At 71.3% G+C, this 15811-nt stretch carries 15 protein-coding genes; 8 read left to right on the forward strand and 7 right to left on the reverse strand.

Going from position 1 to position 15811, the window contains the following annotated elements:
- Positions 1-69: 69 nt before the first annotated feature.
- Complete coding sequence (locus LX88_RS33275) at positions 70-1668, reverse strand: ATP-binding protein (protein ID WP_258951747.1); 1599 nt, start codon at positions 1666-1668, stop codon at positions 70-72.
- Between the two features lie 127 nt (positions 1669-1795).
- On the opposite strand from LX88_RS33275, the gene LX88_RS33280 reads away from it, so the two are divergent.
- Positions 1796-3736, forward strand: coding sequence for a S8 family serine peptidase (locus LX88_RS33280; protein WP_258951748.1), 1941 nt, complete (start codon positions 1796-1798; stop codon positions 3734-3736).
- Between the two features lie 238 nt (positions 3737-3974).
- Positions 3975-4832 carry a phosphatidylinositol-specific phospholipase C/glycerophosphodiester phosphodiesterase family protein gene (locus LX88_RS33285; protein ID WP_258951749.1) on the forward strand — a complete coding sequence of 286 codons (858 nt, stop codon included), beginning with the start codon at positions 3975-3977 and terminating at the stop codon, positions 4830-4832.
- A gap of 186 nt (positions 4833-5018) precedes the next feature.
- Here LX88_RS33285 and LX88_RS33290 read toward each other — a convergent pair whose 3' ends face one another.
- The 5 genes from LX88_RS33290 to LX88_RS33310 all read right to left on the reverse strand — a co-directional run bounded on the left by LX88_RS33290 (position 5019) and on the right by LX88_RS33310 (position 7761).
- Positions 5019-5321: a DUF7710 domain-containing protein gene (locus LX88_RS33290; protein ID WP_258951750.1), complete on the reverse strand. Its 303-nt coding sequence runs from the start codon at positions 5319-5321 to the stop codon at positions 5019-5021.
- A gap of 99 nt (positions 5322-5420) precedes the next feature.
- Entirely contained in the window at positions 5421-6329 is a 909-nt protein-coding gene (locus LX88_RS33295) for an MsnO8 family LLM class oxidoreductase (protein ID WP_258951751.1), read from the reverse strand.
- Positions 6330-6347: 18 nt separating this feature from the next.
- On the reverse strand, positions 6348-6761 hold the full coding sequence (locus tag LX88_RS33300; RefSeq protein ID WP_258951752.1) for a hypothetical protein: 414 nt from the start codon (positions 6759-6761) through the stop codon (positions 6348-6350).
- Between the two features lie 40 nt (positions 6762-6801).
- Positions 6802-7089 carry a muconolactone Delta-isomerase gene (locus LX88_RS33305; protein WP_258951753.1) on the reverse strand — a complete coding sequence of 96 codons (288 nt, stop codon included), beginning with the start codon at positions 7087-7089 and terminating at the stop codon, positions 6802-6804.
- Positions 7090-7254: 165 nt separating this feature from the next.
- Positions 7255-7761 carry a DinB family protein gene (locus LX88_RS33310; RefSeq protein WP_258951754.1) on the reverse strand — a complete coding sequence of 169 codons (507 nt, stop codon included), beginning with the start codon at positions 7759-7761 and terminating at the stop codon, positions 7255-7257.
- Between the two features lie 97 nt (positions 7762-7858).
- Between LX88_RS33310 and LX88_RS33315 the strand changes: the two genes are divergently transcribed.
- The 3 genes from LX88_RS33315 (at position 7859) to LX88_RS33325 (ending at position 10615) form a co-directional block, all read left to right on the forward strand.
- Complete coding sequence (locus LX88_RS33315; protein ID WP_258951755.1) at positions 7859-8854, forward strand: hypothetical protein; 996 nt, start codon at positions 7859-7861, stop codon at positions 8852-8854.
- Positions 8855-8925: 71 nt separating this feature from the next.
- Complete coding sequence (locus tag LX88_RS33320) at positions 8926-9792, forward strand: RNA polymerase sigma-70 factor (RefSeq protein ID WP_258951756.1); 867 nt, start codon at positions 8926-8928, stop codon at positions 9790-9792.
- A gap of 76 nt (positions 9793-9868) precedes the next feature.
- On the forward strand, positions 9869-10615 hold the full coding sequence (locus tag LX88_RS33325; protein ID WP_258951757.1) for an SDR family oxidoreductase: 747 nt from the start codon (positions 9869-9871) through the stop codon (positions 10613-10615).
- A gap of 47 nt (positions 10616-10662) precedes the next feature.
- Here LX88_RS33325 and LX88_RS33330 read toward each other — a convergent pair whose 3' ends face one another.
- Positions 10663-13317 (reverse strand): helix-turn-helix transcriptional regulator, encoded by a 2655-nt coding sequence (locus LX88_RS33330; protein WP_258951758.1) that lies wholly within the window; start codon positions 13315-13317, stop codon positions 10663-10665.
- 108 nt (positions 13318-13425) lie between these two features.
- Between LX88_RS33330 and LX88_RS33335 the strand changes: the two genes are divergently transcribed.
- From LX88_RS33335 to LX88_RS33345, 3 genes are read left to right on the forward strand one after another with little or no spacing between them, the layout of a single operon-like run.
- Positions 13426-13872 carry a VOC family protein gene (locus LX88_RS33335; RefSeq protein WP_258951759.1) on the forward strand — a complete coding sequence of 149 codons (447 nt, stop codon included), beginning with the start codon at positions 13426-13428 and terminating at the stop codon, positions 13870-13872.
- Positions 13872-15215: a dihydrolipoyl dehydrogenase family protein gene (locus tag LX88_RS33340; protein ID WP_258951760.1), complete on the forward strand. Its 1344-nt coding sequence runs from the start codon at positions 13872-13874 to the stop codon at positions 15213-15215. The genes LX88_RS33335 and LX88_RS33340 overlap by 1 nt, the downstream gene beginning before the upstream one ends.
- A complete protein-coding gene (locus LX88_RS33345) occupies positions 15212-15808 on the forward strand; it encodes a VOC family protein (RefSeq protein WP_258951761.1) in 597 nt (198 codons plus the stop codon). The genes LX88_RS33340 and LX88_RS33345 overlap by 4 nt, the downstream gene beginning before the upstream one ends.
- The last annotated feature ends 3 nt before the right edge of the window (positions 15809-15811 follow it).

Raw genomic sequence — 15811 nt, forward strand, 5'->3', positions numbered from 1 at the left:
CACGGGCGCTGTGCGAGCAGGACTGAGCGCGTGAGGTCCCGCTGACCGCTTCCCGGCTCCGCAACCAGGTCACGAGGTCCTCGAACCCGTTGCGCAGGGGGCGTCCAACGGCGTGGCTCTCTCGGAGGACTCGGCATCGGCTGGCTGACACGGTGGCCGCGGCCGCGTGCCCGCTCCGAGCGTGCGTCCAGAAAGCGAACGCGGGCAACGACACGATCTCGGTGCTGAGCCGCGCAACGCCGCCGGCTGACCCGATCTGGTCAGCAACGGCGGGATCCCGCCCGTGTCCACGTGGCTGAGCAGCTCCGCGCCTTCGCCGAGCCGTCCGGTGGCCTCGTAGAACCGGGTCAGCGCCATCGCCGCGGCCGCGTCGAGCCGCGCCGGGTCCTCGGCCGCCGCCCAGTGCAAGGCGGCCCGGACGTTGGCCGCGTCGAGGGCACCGAACGTCGAACCGGCGCGCAACCTGTCGAGGTAGTGCGAGGCGATCCGGGCGCGGGCGCCGGGGGAGTCGAGCTGCTCGGCGGCCAGTTCGGCGACGGTGTCCGGCAGCGTGTAGCGCGAGGTGTCGCCGTCCGGGGTGAGCCGGACCAGGTTGATGTCGACCAGTTCGGTCAGCTCCGGCAACGGTTGTACGAGCAGCGTTTCGAGGTCTTCCAGGCGGACGCCGCCGTGGAAACCGCCCAGGAAGCGGAACGTGGTGCGCGCCTCGGCGGTCACCAGGTCCAGCGTGGCCTCGATCGCCGCGCGCAGCGAACGGTGCCGGGCGGGCAGGTCGCGTGGCCCGTCGGTGAGGTAGCGCAGCCGGTGCGTGAGGCGCTTGGCCAGGTCCGCCGGGCTCATCAGCCGCACCCAGCCCGCCGCCAGTTCGATCGCCAGCGGCAGGTGCTCGACCTTCTGGCAGATGGTGTGCACCGCGTCGTCGGCGAACTCCAGCCCGGCTCGTCGCACGAACAGTGCGGCCGCCGCCTCACGGGACAGGCCGCTCAACGCGAGCACGTGTTCGTCGCGCACCCGCAGCGGCCGCTGGCTCGTGACCACGACGGTCAGGCCGGGGCAGCGGCGCGGTAGCGCGGCGAGTTCCGCTGCGGCGTCCACCAGTTGCTCGAACCGGTCGACCACCAGCACCACCCGCCGGTCGCGCAGGTGCGCGGCCACCCGGTCCGGCGGCGCCAGGCGGGACGGACCACAGCCCAGCGCGTCCGCCACGAGATCACCGACCAGCGCCACGTCGCTGACGGCGGACAGGTCGAGCGTGCACACCACCAGATCGGTGCGCCCGCCGAGCAACGCGGCCAGTTCGGCGGCGAGGCGCGACTTGCCGGCGCCCGCCGGGCCGGTGATCGAGACGAACCGGTGCCGTGCCCTCAGCACCAGGTCCAGCAACGACCGCAGCTCGTCCTTCCGCCCGACCAGGCCGTCCGTGCCGGCAGGTACCGAGGAGGCCGACGGCGTCGAAGGACGTGCCGCGGCGAGGAACGCGGTCAGATCGTCGCCGGTCAGCTTGAGCGCCGTTGCCATCAGCCGCGCCGACTGCGGTCGCGGAGCCCTCCTGCCCCGCTCCAGGTCCCGCAACGCGCGGTCGCTGATCCCGCTGAGCCGCGCGAGTTCCACCTGGCTCAGCGCGGCGGCGGCCCGGTGACGGTGCAGCAGTTCGGCGAACGCGGACACCGGGCCGACCGTAGCGGAAGTTCACCGGAAACTCCGGCGGATTAACTGGCTTCCGCCCGGACCTGGCAGTCATCGTCGGTGCCGGACGTCGGGGGACATGTCCAGGATTTCGTTGGGGAGGACGGAATTGTCGTACTCATCAAGACGGGTGGTGCTCGCCCTCGCCGTAGCGGCGCTCGCTTCCGCGGGGCTGGCCACACCCGCGACGGCGGCACAGGGTGAGATCCGCGTGGGCACGGGGGCGAAGACCATCGCGGGCCGATACGTCGTGGTGCTCAAGGAGAACGCGGACGCCGCCGACATCGTCACCGAGAACGGTGGCGGTGAGGTGCGGGAGACCTGGCGGCACGCGCTCAAGGGGTTCGCGCTCGGGGCCGGCGAGACCACGGCCAGGCGGATCGCGGCGGACCCGCGCGTCGCCTACGTCGAACAGGACGCCGAGATCACCGCGGACGCGACCCAGCCGACGCCGTCGGCATTGTGGGGCCTCGACCGGCTCGACCAGATCACCGGGAGGTCCAACGGCCAGTACGTCTCCGCCGGTGCCGGTGCCCGCGACGTGCGCGCATACGTGATCGACAGCGGTGTCCGCACGACGCACACCGACTTCGGCGGCCGCGCGAGCTGGGGCACGAACACCACCGGCGACAACAACAACACCGACTGCAACGGCCACGGCACCCACGTGGCGGGCACCATCGGCGGCACCACGCACGGCGTCGCGAAGTCCGTGCGGCTGGTGGCGGTGAAGGTCCTCGACTGCTCGGGTTCGGGCACCATCGCCGGTGTCATCAGCGGTGTCAACTGGGTGACCCAGAACGCCGTGCGCCCTGCCGTGGCGAACATGAGCCTCGGCGGCGGTGCCAGCGCGGCGCTGGACGCGGCGGTCGAAGCCTCGATCGCCGCGGGCATCACGTACACGGTCGCCGCGGGCAACTCGAACCGCGACGCCTGCCAGACCTCGCCGGCCCGCGCGCCGAACGCGATCACCGTCGGTGCCACCGACCGCAACGACGTGCGACCGACGAACTGGACCAGCGGCGGCAGCAACTTCGGCAGCTGTGTGGACGTCTTCGCCCCCGGCGACGACATCACCTCGGCGTCGAACACCAGCGACACCGCCACCAGGTCGCTCAGCGGAACGTCGATGGCCGCGCCGCACGCGGCCGGTGTCGCCGCGCTGTACCTGCAGCGCAACGCGAACGCCTCGACGACCACCGTGTGGTTCGAGATGGCGCTCGTCGAGGCCACCAGGGACGTCGTGGTGAACCCGGGCCCGGGCTCGCCGAACCTGCTGCTCAACTCCCGCTACACCTTCGGCGGGCCGGACGGCGACTACAACGACGACCAGCGCACGGACACCACCGTGTGGCGTCCGTCGACGGGCCAGTGGTTCGTGCGCAACCAGTTCACCCAGCTCTGGGGCCAGCAGGGCGACGTCCCGGTGCCGGGTGACTACAACGGTGACGGCGCGTCCGACGTGGCGGTGTGGCGTCCGTCCACCGGTCAGTGGTTCGTGAACGGCCAGTTCACCGTCGCGTGGGGTCAGCAGGGTGACGTTCCCGTGCAGGGCGACTACAACGGCGACCAGATCACCGACGTGGCGGTGTGGCGTCCGTCGACGGGCCAATGGTTCGTGCACAACCAGTTCACCCGGCAGTGGGGTCAGCAGGGCGACGTCCCGGTGCCCGCCGACTACGACGGTGACGGTGCGGCGCAGGCCGCCGTGTGGCGTCCGTCCACCGGGACCTGGCACTACATCGGCGCGTTCGGTGTCGTCGTGTCCGTCCAATGGGGACAGAACGGTGACGTTCCCGTGATAGGCGACTACAACGGCAACGGCGGGTTGGACCTGACGGTGTGGCGTCCGTCGACCGGTGAGTGGCACGTGCGCGGCGTCAGCTCGACGCAGTGGGGCCAGCAGGGCGACGTCCCGGTGCCCGGCGACTACAACGGCGACGGGGTGGGTGACCTGGCGGTCTGGCGTCCATCGACCGGGCAGTGGTTCGTGCGCAACCAGTTCACCGTCGCGTGGGGCGTGCAGGGGGACGAACCCCTGGCGTCATGACGACGGAGCCGGGGCCGCCTTCCTCGTGAAGGCGGCCCCGGCCGACGTCAGCGTGCCGTTCTGGCGTGAGGTCGTCTGACTGGTCCCGGTCCTCACCTCGTGTGCGAGCTGGTTGCCGCCGCGTCGGGTGGTGTTCGCCCGGAAGAAGCACTCTTTCCACCGGCGGCGGCTAGACACTGTGCGTGCCCACCGCTCGCGCCGGCGTGGGTTCGCGTGTGAGCGCAGAGAAGGGGATCAGATGAAGCGATCGACGTTGTCCGTTGTGCTGGCATTGCTCGTGACCGTCGTGGCGAGCCCGCTGCCGGGTGCCGTTGCCGCGCCAGGCCGGGTGCAGCCGCTCGAACGCGCGCACGCGCACAACGACTACGAGCACGACCGCCCGCTGGCCGACGCCCGCGACCGCGGGTTCACGTCGGTGGAGGCCGACGTGTGGCTGGTGGACGGCGAACTCCGGGTGGCGCACGACCTGGTCGACGCGCGGCCGGGCCGCACGCTGAGCAGCCTCTACCTCCAGCCGCTCGCCCAGGTCGTGCGCGCGAACGGGGGTGGCGTCTACCCGCACTGGCGCGGTTCGTTCCAGCTGCTCGTCGACATCAAGAGCGACGGTCCGGCGACCTACAAGGCCGTGGACGAGGCGCTGCGCGAGTTCCGTCCCATGCTCACCCAGTGGGTCAACGGCCACGAGCGACGTGGCGCGGTCGAGGTGGTCATCAGCGGGAACCGGCCGCGTGAGGACATGCTCGCCCAGCGGATCCGGCGGGCCGGGTACGACGGGCGGCTGAGCGATCTGGGCAGTGGTGTTCCCGCCACGTTCATGCCGCTCGTCAGCGACAACTGGACGAAGAACTTCACCTGGCAGGGAGTCGGCGCCATGCCCGTGGCCGAGCGGGAGAAGCTGCGCCGCATCGTGTCGCAGGCACACGCCGCCGGCTACCGGGTGCGGTTCTGGGCAACCCCGGACGTGGCGGGGGAGGCGCGGAACGCGGTGTGGCGTGAGCTGCTCGCGGCCGGTGTCGACCACATCAACACCGACGACCTCGCGGGGTTGCGGGAGTTCCTCCTCGCGAACGACCCGGCTGAGCGCCGCAGGGGCTGAACCGGGGGCAGGGCTGCACCGATCCGGCGGGGCCCTGCCCACTGCGCGGCCGGCAGTGGGGTCAACGCGCTGCGGCGGGATGAGAAACGTCGGAAACTGGCCGCGCCACGCACACCTCGTGACTGGAGCCCGCTCAGGCTCGAGTGCGCGACATCGGACATTCGCACAGGTGGCGAGCGTCTGTGCCTACGGCTGCCCGTCCGTCAGGTGCACGTGCTCGAAGCCCGGCGAGAAACCGGCGACATGATCCGGTGTGCCGTGGTGCGGCCGGGCCGGGGTGAATCGGCCTTCGGCAACGGCCACGTCGTACGCGCCGCCGATCGGGTACTCCGTGAGGATTCCGGTGACGCGGTGCTCGGCTGCCCAGGCGAGCCCTGCTTCACGGCTCGTGAACGCGCCTGCGGCATGACGTGCGCGGTCCCCGTGGAAGATCCAGATCATCGGCTGCGGATTGCCGCCATCGCTCGTCCCGATGCCACCGTCGTTCATTGCCCAGTCATACCTGGACACCTGTGAACGCAGCCAGTGGGTACTGCGAGGCGGAGCCGTGCGCGCGGCATCGCGGTGGCGCCCAGTTCAGCTGGAAGGTCACCGCTCCGCGGTACCAGCGGGCGTCAACGACCCGCTGATCGCGGAGACCAGCTCGTAGCTGCGACGACGGTCCGCGTGGTGGTAGACCGGCGAGGTGATCATCAGCTCGGACGTGCCGGTCTCGTCGAGAACGCTCTGGAGCTTGCGCGAGATGGTCTCGGGCCCGCCGACCAGCACGCGGCCGTCGTCGGGGAGCGCGGCCGCGTCCTGCGGGCTGGGCAGCAGGATCCGGTCGCCTTCCCGGCGGCTGCGCACCTTGGTCCTGATCGGCCCGGCGAGCCACTCGGCCCGTTCGCCGTCGTCCGCGCAGATCACCGCGACGCTGACCAGATCGGCCTCGCAGGTCAGTCCAGGGCTGAGGTGCCGGGCGAACGCGAACCGCACGCCCAGCTCCGCGGCCAGCACCGAGGTGCCCGGCGACGAGCCCAGCAGCCACGGTTCCTGCACGTTGCCGCCCTGCACCGGCACCGCGGCGGTGTCCGCCGGGTTCAGCAACGCCAGCAGTTCTGCTAGTTGCGCGCGGTACGGCCGGTCGGTGCGGCGCAGTGCCGCGACCACCGACGACGGACCGCCCGGCGCACGTCCGATGCCGAGGTCTATCCGGCCGGGGTGCAGGGCCGCTAGCGTGCCGAACTGCTCGGCCACCACCAGCGGCGGGTGGTGGGGCAGCAGCACGCCGCCCGCGCCGATTCGCAGGCGTTCGGTGACGGCCGCGAGGTGGGCCACGAGCACGGCTGGTGCGGAGCTGGCGACCCCTCGCATGCCGTGGTGCTCCGGTACCCAGTACCGGTGGAACCCCAGCTCTTCCGCCAGCTCCGCGAGATCGGTGGTGTTGCGCAACGCCTCGCGCGGCGTCGAACCCCGCACGACCGGAGACGTGTCCAGCACCGACAAGCGCAGCCCCATGTCTCCAACGTCAGGGCACTAACAGCGTTCGTCGGTCTGTCCGGAGTAGACGTTGCCGTCGCCCCATACCTCGCCGTAGGCGCGAGTGCACTTGGTGAGCGTGCTGGTGCCCTTGGACCAGACGTGCTGCTTGTTGCGCCCGTTGACGTTGCTGCCGTAGTCGCGGTCGCCGTTCACGACCATCGCGGCGCTGGAGCTGAAGCCACCGGGCTGCGCGGCGTAGGAGTCCCACACGTAGGTGTACGCCCAGTTCTTGCCGCAACCCTTGAACTGCTTGACCGAGGCGATGGTCGTGCCGTTCTTCTTCACGTACCCGGTGGAGCCGATCTGCACGGTGCTCTCGCATCCCGGCGCCGACTCGGCCTGGGCCGTGCCCACGCAGGCCAGTGCCGACAGCGCCACCGCGGGAAGGAACAACATCACTTTGCGCATGCCCCACGGTGGCGCGAGCCGGTTAGCCGGCGGTAAATCGTCATGGCTGGGCCGCGAGATCCGAGGGATGCGTCGCCAGCGGCGTCACCTGCACCCGCATGTACTCCCACAGCGGTAACGACGACAGGAACGCGTGCAGCTCGTCGTTGGACGGCACGTCGAAGACACCGATGTCGCTGTGCTGTCCGACGACGCGCCACAGGTGGGGCCAGACGCCCAGCTTCTGCAGCTCCAGCTCGCGGTCCTTCTCGGCGCGCACCAACTCGGCGCGGTCGTTGGGATCCATGTCGTGGGGCAGGGAAACGTCCATCCGCACGTGGAAGAGCACGGTCACCTCCTGGTGAAGGCCGCGACGGCTGCGGGATCCAGCTCGAGCCCTGGGCCGACCGGCGGGTGCAGGTAGCCGCCGTCTGGCGCAGCGGCATGGCAGGCGGCTCCTCATGCCGCCGTCGTGACGGGGAATACCCGCAGCGGCCGCGTTCGAAGCGATGCCTCAGGCCCCGGTGACGCCGTCGATGCCCTCGCGCAGGAAGTCCGCGTGGCCGTTGTGCCGCGCGTACTCGTGGCAGAGGTGGTTCATCACCAGCCGCAACGACACCTGCTCGCCCCAGCGCGGCTGGTAGCCCGAGACGTCCAGCGACTCGGCCTCGCGCTCGATCCGGCGCGAGTGCCCGACCTCTGCCTGCCAGGCCTCGAACGCCTCGGACCTCGTCGAGCCCGAAGCGTCGTAGGCGACCTGGTAATCGCCCTCGTCCGACCACACGAGCGGGATGTCCTCGCCGTTGATGACCTTGCGGAACCAGGTGCGCTCCACCTCGGCCATGTGCCGGACGAGGCCGAGCAGCGTGAGCGTGGACGGGGGCATCGAGCGGCGGCGCAGGTCGTCGTCGGACAGGCCCTCGCACTTCATCGCGAGGGTGGCGCGGTGGAAGTCGAGGAACGCGCGCAGGGTCTCGCGTTCGCCTGCGCGCAGCGGAGGGCTGGGGCGTTCGGTGGTCACGTGATCAGTCTGCCCTGGGCCGTTCGGGTGACGCGGGCAACCGGCGGCAGCGGTGCCGCGTGGTCGTGACGTCTTCAGCTGATTCGGGGGGATCATCATGCGCGGACGCGCTTTCATCACGGCGATCGGCTTGGCCGGCACGGTTCTGGCGGCGCCGGGGGTGGCCGCGGCGGACCCGGCGCCCTGCACCTGGGCCGTGTCCAAGGTGGCGGTGCCCGATGGGTACGAACCGACCTTCACCAGGGTGAGGGGCACGGACAGCCACGGCAACTACGCCGGCATCTCGTTGCGGATGTCGGCCAACACCGACGACCTGATCATCTGGACCGGCGGCGTGCCGCGGGTGGTCCACGAGCTGCGGCACCTGCTGTGGTTGTCGATGGCCGGCCAGAACTCGTCGGGCACCGTGCTGGTCAGCGGCCGGATCGTCGCCGAGGAGCGGTGGGCGGTCGCGACGTACTCGTCTTCGGGCGTGATCACCGAGTACGCGGCTCCGGACGGCTACCGCCTCTCCGCTGCGACCGCCATCAACGAACGTGGTGACGTGCTCGCCTCAGGCGAGCGGATCTCGGACGGTCAGGAGGTCGGGATCCTGTGGTCCACGATCGCGGTCGCGCCGCAGATCGTCGACACGTCCGCCGGCACGCCCCAAGACCTGGACGACGACGGCACCGTGCTGCTGCGCGGCCGCGAAGGCAAGCCGGGAGCTCTGTGGCGGTCCGGAAAGGTGACGCTGCTCGCCGACGAGGGCAAGCCCACCTACGTCCAGGCGCTCCGGGGTGGCAAGGCGGTCGGCTACCAGGTCGACGGCACGTGGCCGGAGTCGCAGGCCCTGCTGTGGGACCGCGACGGCGCCGTCCGGCACGTCGAGGACGGTGGCACCGCGTTCGCCATCAACGCGAACGGGCTGATCACGGGTGAACGGTCCACAATGGTCGGACGAGCGTCGGTCTGGCGGGACACGACCTTCCTGGGTGAACTGCCTTACATCACCGACATCCCGTACATCTCCGAGTTGGTCGTCGTGGGTGACGACAACGATCTCTTCGGCGACGCGGGCTACTACGGGCCACTGCGCTGGACGTGTGCCTAGTCCCGTGTGAGGCGCCACATCACCACCCCCTCCGATCGGCGCTAACGTTGCCGTGAGGAGAGGGGTGGCTGATGACGCAGCAGCTCGACGAGGCCGAGTCGGTGTTCGCGGCGGCCCGCCCGAGGCTGTTCGGCATCGCGTACCGCATGACCGGCAGCGTGGCCGACGCCGAGGACCTGGTGCAGGAGGTGTGGGTGCGCTGGCAGCTCGCGAACCGCGCCGCCGTGCTCAACCCCGAGGCGTACCTGGCCACCGCGATCACCCGGCTCGCGATCAACGAGTCGCAGACCGCGCGGGCCCGCCGCGAGACCTACGTCGGGCCGTGGCTGCCCGAACCCGTCGACACCTCCGCGGACCCGCAGGTCGGGGCGGAGCAGGGCGCGGTGCTCGAACTCGCGGTGCTGATGCTGCTGGAGAAGCTGACCCCGACCGAACGTGCCGCGTACGTGCTGCGCGAGGCGTTCGACTACCCCTACCGGGAGATCGCCGAGATCGTGCAGACCAGCGAGGTCGCGACGCGGCAGCTGGTCAGCAGGGCGCGCAAGCACCTCGCGGACGAACGCCGGGTGCCCGTCGGGCGCGCGGACCAGCGCAAGCTGCTGGAGGCGTTCGTGGCGGCGGCGCAAGCCGGTGACCTGGCGGCGCTCGAGAAGCTGTTCGCGCAGGACGTCGTGAGCTACTCCGACAGCAACGGCGCGATCCGCGCGGCCGGTCGCCCGCTGTTCGGCGCGGCCTCCCTGGCGAAGATCATCTCGGGCTGGGCGCCGTCGTTCTGGGCCGGTGCGGAAGCGTCGTTCGTCGAGGCGAACGGGCTCACCGCCGTGCGGCTGCGCAAGGACGACGGCACCTACGCGGTGATCACCGTGACGGCGTCCGCGGAAGGCATCGACCAGGTGTTGTGGCTGGTCAACCCCGAGAAGCTGGCCGCGTTCCAGTAGGCCTGTCACAACTTCAGGGCCTGTCCTGTCTTAGCTCGTGAACACCCGCACAGGGAACACGAGAGGGATGGAACCCATGAGGATCGTTGTCATCGGCGGCACCGGTTTGATCGGCAGCCAGGTCGTGAAGCGGCTCGGTGAGCACGGCCACGACGCCGTGCCCGCGTCCCCGAACAGCGGCGTGAACACGCTGACCGGAGAGGGCGTCGAGGAGGTGCTGAAGGGCGCCGACGTGCTGGTCGACGTGTCGAACTCGCCGTCGTTCGCCGACGACGACGTCATGAACTTCTTCACCACCGCCACGACGAACCTGACGAAGGCCGCTGCCGAGGCGGGCGTCGGCCACTACGTCGCGCTGTCGATCGTCGGCACGGACGAGCTGCCCGAGTCCGGCTACCTGCGCGCGAAGGTGGCGCAGGAGAAGCTCATCGAGGAGTCGGGTCTGACGTACTCGATCATCCGCGCCACCCAGTTCTTCGAGTTCGCGGGTGCCATCGCGAACTCCGCCGAGCGGGACGGCGCCGTGCACCTCCCGCACGGTGGCGTCCAGCCGATCGCCGCGTCCGACGTCGCCGCGGTGGTCGCGCGGACGGCCGCGACCGAGCCGGTCAACGGTGTGCTGGAGATCGGTGGTCCGGAAGAGCTCACAATGGACGGTTGGGTTCGCACGGTGCTGACGCAGCGCAAGGACCCGCGCGAGGTCATCGGCGACCCGAAAGCGCAGTACTTCGGCACGTTGCTGACCGGCAAGCAGCTCGTGCCGAACGCGGGCGCGCAGCTGCAGCCGACCAGCCTGCGGGACTGGCTCGCCGCGGGGAACTGACGCGTGTTCGCGGCGGGTGGGGATCGGGCCCACCCGCCCCGTGCGTCTCAGAACTTCGCGTCGCGCAGCTGGCGGCGCGAAGTCACCCCGACCTTGCCGAACACCTTGCGCAGGTGCCATTCCACGGTCCGAGGGCTGATGAACAACCGCGTGCCGATCTCCGGGTTCGAGTAGCCCTCCCGAGCCAGCCGCGCGATCTGGTACTCCTGCGCGGTCAGTTCGTCCGTGGGGTCGGCGGTCCGCTTGCGCGCCGTCTCGCCGGTCGCCTGCAGTTCCCGCATCGCGCGGTCGGCGAACGTCGGCATCCCGCACGCCGTCAGCGTTTCGTGCGCGGTGCGGAGGTGCTCGCGGGCCTCGACCCGTTGTCCCTCACGCCGCAACCACTCGCCGTACAGCAGGTGTGCGCGGCCCAGTTCACCGCGCAGGGCCGTCCGCTCGAAGCAGGCGATCGACTCGGCGAACGCCGAGGAATCCCCGTTCAGCGCCCGTAGACGGGCCTTGACGCCCAACGACCACTGCGTGTCGACCCACGGCGCCGAACGCTCCAGAGCCTCGGCGACCAGGGCCGTGTCGCCGGTGCGGGAGGCGGCCTCGGCCAGTTCGGACGCGACCAGGCAGCTGTAGACCAGGGTGTCGGACGCCCACACGCGCAGCGCGGCGGCGCGGGCGAGGTCGTGGCGGCCCAGTCCGTTGTGGAGGATCGCGGCGGTCCAGTCGGCGATCACGGCCAGCCGTCCCTGGCCCGCCGCCAGCGCTTCCGCCCGCGCGGTTGCCATGTCCTCACCGCGGTAGGCGGCTTGCAGCAGCACCGCGTAGCCGACCGGCGGGGTGCCGGTGACCTCCGAGATGCGCTGGTCCTCCTCGATCAACGCCTGCGCGGCGGCGGGTTCGCCGGCGAGGAGTTCGTTGTCCGCCAGGAAGTTCAGTGCGAACTGCAACTGCACGAGCGCGCCGGCGTCGCGGGACAGCCGGACCTGCTGCTGGGCGAACGCCCGGCGCGTGTCGAAGTCCCACAGCTCGGTCGCGACGATCCCGCCCGCGCGGTTGCCGAACAGCCAGGGCACGCGGCTGATGTCGTCGGCGCCGACCTTCAACGCGCGCAGGTCGTCCAGCGCACGGGTCATGGGCGCGACGGCCGCCGCGTAGCCGGAGGTGATGCGGGTCGTCAGCGCGTCGAGCACCAGGTCCATGGCGCAGGGCGGGGTGCGGGCCGGGGGAGCGGTGCGGGCGGCGTCGGCCAGCGGCGCGCCGGCCCAGATCGCGGCCGAGAGGGCCTCCAGGTGCGTCTCGCGGGCCAGGTCGGCGTCGAACGGCGCGAGCCTGCGGGCCGCGCTGAACAGCAGCGGCGCGGCGTCGGCGACCCGGCGCTGGTCGAACGCGATGTGCCCGCGCAGGTGCTCGACCTGGGCGCTGCGGTGCTCGTCCGGTGGTCCCGCGTCGACGGCGGACAGCAGTCGCAACGAGGCGTCCAGCGCGCCCGCGTCACGCTTGGCCCGCGCGGCGGCGAGCTCGCGGGAAGCCCGGCGGCCGGGTTCCGGCGTCAGCACGGCGGCCTGTTCGAGGAACGCGGCGGCGGCCAGCAGCCCGCCACGGGCCTGGGCACGACCGGCCGAGTTCTCCAGATCGGCGGCGACTTCTTCGTCCGGTGCGGCGGTGCCCTGCGCCCGGTGCCACGCACGCCGGTCCGGGTCGATGGCCGGATCCGTCACGTCGGCGAGCGCCCGGTGCACGCGCAGCCGGTCCACCGCGGACGCCGAGCGGTAGACGGCGGAGCGCACCAGCGGGTGCCGGAACTGGACGCGGGCACCGAACTCGATCAACCCGGTGCCCAGTGCGGCGGCCGCCGGGTCCGCACCCAGCCCGAGCAGGCCCGCCGCCTGCCACAGCAGGGTCGCGTCGCCGAGCGGCTCGGCCGCGGCGGTCAGCATCAGCAGCCGGGTGTCGGCGGGCAGCGGCGCGATCTGGCGGACGAAGCTCTGCTCGATGCGGCTGGTCAGCGGCCCCGGGTCCAGCCCGTCCGCCGCCTCGCGCGGCAGTTCCAGCAACGCCAGCGGGTTGCCGCGGGCCTCGGCGACGATCCGGTCGCGCACCCGGCCGTCCACCGGTCCCTTGATCACCGACTCCAGCAACGCGCGGGCGTCGGCGTCGTCCAGGCCGCGCACGAACAGCTCGGGCAGCCCGTCGAGGTAGTCGTTGCCCTCGCGCAGCACGAAGACCAGCGCGATCCGTTCGGCGAGCAGCCTGCGGGCGACGAACCCGAGCACCGCCGACGACATCGGGTCGAGCCACTGCGCGTCGTCCACCAGGCACACCAGCGGCTGCTCGTCGGCGACCTCGGCGAGCAGCGTCAGCACCGCCAGACCCACCATGAACCGCGTCGGCCGCGGCCCGGAGGCCATCCCGAACGCCGTGCCGAGTGCCTCGCGCTGCGGTGCCGGGAGCCGGTCCAGCCGGTCGAGGAACGGCACGCACAGCTGGTGCAGCCCCGCGTACGGGAACGCGCTCTCGGACTCGACCCCGGCGGCCCGCGTCACGCGGAAACCCGAGGCCCGCGCCGACACCCGGTCGAGCAGCGCGGTCTTGCCGATGCCGGCCTCACCCCGCAGGACCAGCACCTGACCGGCACCGGACCGCGCCCGCGTGAGCAACCGGTCCAGCGTCTCGCCCTCAGCACGTCTGCCGAGCAGACCTTCGTCCGACACGGGTCCGAGCCTACGGGCCAGGGGGTGACCAGGGTGTTCCACGGGTTCGAGCGACCCCCTTGCGGGAGCAGTCTCATGTCATCGACAGAACGAAGGAGATGAACCCCGATGGACTACAAGCTCGAGGTGACCGTCATCCCGGTCAGCGACATCGACCGGGCCGTTCACTTCTACAAGGCGCTGGGCTGGCGCTTCGACGCCGAGTTCGCCGACGACGAGGGCTACCGCCTGGTCCAGTTCACGCCGACCGGCTCACCCGCGTCGATCATCTTCGGCACCGGCGTCTCGAACGCCGCACCCGGCAGCGTCGAGGGCCTGCACCTGATCGTCGAGGACGTCGAGGCCGCCCGCGAGGACCTGATCGGCCGCGGCGTGCAGGTCAGCGAGGTCTTCCACGACAAGACCGGCGTCTTCCACCACGCCGGCACCACCGGCCGGGTCGCCGGCCCGGACCCCGCCCGCACCAGCTACGGCTCGTTCGCCTCGTTCAGCGACCCGGACGGCAACGGCTGGGTGCTCCAGGAGGTCACGACGCGCCTCCCGGGACGTGTGTGATGACCTCGCACTACGACGTGATCGTCATCGGCGGCGGCTCACCCGGCGAGCACTTCGCCGCCGCCGTCGCCGAGGGCGGGCTGCGGGTGGCGGTGGTCGAACGCGAGTTGCTCGGCGGCGAGTGCTCCTTCTGGGCGTGCATCCCGTCCAAGACCCTGCTGCGTGCCGGTGAGGCCGTGGCGGCCGCGAAGGAGGTCCCCGGCGCCAGTGAGGCGGTCACCGGCGGCATCGACGTGAAGGCCGTGCTCGACTGGCGCGACTTCATGGTGTCGTCCTACGACGACACGGGCGGCGAGAAATGGGCCGAGAGCGCCGGAATCGACGTGCTGCGCGGCCACGGCGAGATCGCCGGACCGGGGACCGTCGCGGTCGGCGACCAGACCTACACCGCCGACCACATCGTGATCGCCACCGGCTCGTCGGCCTTCCTCCCGCCGATCCCGGGCCTGAGCGACCTGGAGGTGTGGACGAACCGCGAGGCCACCGGCGTTCGTGAGATCCCGCGCCGGCTGCTGGTCCTGGGCGGCGGACCTGTGGGAGTCGAGATGGCGCAGGCGTTCCTGAGCCTCGGCTCCGAGGTCGCCCTGGTCGAGGGCGACGACCGGCTGCTGCCCCGCGAACCGGAGGCAGCCGGCCGGGCGCTCACCGAGGCACTGGCCGCGGACGGCGTCGAACTGCACCTCGGCGTGCGCGCCACCGCGGCCCGGTTCGAGGACGACGAGTACGTGCTCGACCTCCCGGACGGCACCCGGCTGCGCGGCGACAAGCTCCTCGTCGCTACCGGCCGCCGCCCGCGGGTCGACGGCATCGGACTTGAAACCGTTGGTGTCGAGGCGAATCCACGCGGCATCGCCACCGACGGGCGGATGAACGTGGCGGACGGCATCTGGGCGGTCGGCGACGTCACGGGCCAGTGGAACCTGACCCACGTCGGCAAGTACCAGGGCCGCGTCGCCGCCGCGAACATCCTCGGCACGCCGGCCGAGGTCGACTACAGCGCCGTTCCTCGCGTCGTGTTCACCTCTCCGGAGGTCGCTGCGGTCGGTGCGGCAGAAGGGAAGTACACCGCGACCGCCCACTTGTCCGGTGTCGCGCGCACAGCCACCTACACCCGTGAGTACGCCACGAAGCCCGGATTCCTGACTCTCGTGTCCGACGGCGAAGTCCTCACCGGCGCCTACGCCGTCGGCCCGGAGGCGGGCGAGTGGTTGCAGCAGGCCACCGTCGCGATCCGCGCGAAGGTCCCGCTGTCCGTGCTGCTCGACGTCATCCAGCCGTTCCCCACCTTTTCGGAGGCGTTCCTCAACGCACTCCGCGACCTCGCGAAGGAAGCAGCGAAGTGAAGAAGCTCGAACAGATCGACATGAAGCTCGAAGTCACCGTCATCCCCGTCACGGACGTGGAGCGCGCCAAGGAGTTCTACCGCGGCCTCGGCTGGCGCCAGGACGTCACCCCGCCGTGGGTCGTGCAGTTCACCCCTTACGGATCCGGCGCGTCCATCCACTTCGGCGAGGGCGTCACGACCGCGGAACCCGGCTCCGGCAGACACTTCCTGGTCGTCGCGGACGTCGTCGAGACGCACGAGGCCCTGCTGGCGGCGGGGATCAAGGTCGGCCCGCTGTTCCACGGCGGCCCGGACGGCCCCGTCGAAGGCGCGGACCCCGAGCGCCGCAGCTACTTCACCCGCGCCGAGTTCGCCGACCCGGACGGCAACACGTGGATCCTGCAGGAGGTCACGACCCGCCTGCCCGGCCGCGTCGACTCCGACGACACGTCCTACGGCTCGATCACCGACCTGGCTGCGGCGTTGCGCAGGGCCGCGGTGGCCCACGGCGAGCACGAGACGCGCAACGGCGGCGAGTACGACGAGAACTGGCCCGACTGGTACGCCGAGCACATGGTCAAAGAGCAGACGGGCGAACAGCTCCCGCAGTAGGTT

The sequence above is a fragment of the Lentzea californiensis genome, assembly GCF_024648825.1.
Taxonomy (GTDB): Bacteria; Actinomycetota; Actinomycetes; order Mycobacteriales; family Pseudonocardiaceae; genus Lentzea; species Lentzea californiensis.